A 452-nucleotide genomic window follows, 5' to 3' on the forward strand; every position below is an offset into this window, starting at 1 on the left:
TATCACCTTATAGTCATTGAACTGCGCTAAGAACTATTGCTTCAGGTGTTGGAATAAAAAGACGATTTATTCCTTATTAACTTCTTGTATTGCGAGAACGAAAATCTTCGTCCCACCCCGGTGTGAAAACTTGCACGGGCTATATGGCCGATAAAATAGCGGCGCCCCGAACAAGCGTTATTTTTCTGCTCCGATAGTAGGGCGACGGCCGTTGGCTTGCTTTATATGAAAGGCCAACTATCATTGCGTTTCGGCCAATCTGCCCGCCAAAGGGAACACATGCGCAACGTCCGCATTGATGACATCGACCACGTAACGCGCGCGGTGATCGCCATCGGCACCGATTATCCGCCGGGGCACCTGCTGCCGATGCACAGCCACCGGCGCGCGCAGTTGTTGTACGGCGCCACCGGCGTCATGCACGTTTTCACGCAGCAAGGCAATTGGGTCGT

At 52.7% G+C, this 452-nt stretch carries 1 pseudogene; it reads left to right on the forward strand.

The window, feature by feature from the left end:
* Positions 1-279 precede the first annotated feature (279 nt).
* Positions 280-452: pseudogene (locus tag SOP95_RS31635) on the forward strand (AraC family transcriptional regulator); the annotation flags it as partial.

The organism is Pseudomonas sp. YuFO8, from assembly GCF_035065025.1.
In the GTDB taxonomy this organism is placed as follows: Bacteria; Pseudomonadota; Gammaproteobacteria; order Pseudomonadales; family Pseudomonadaceae; genus Aquipseudomonas; species Aquipseudomonas putida_AE.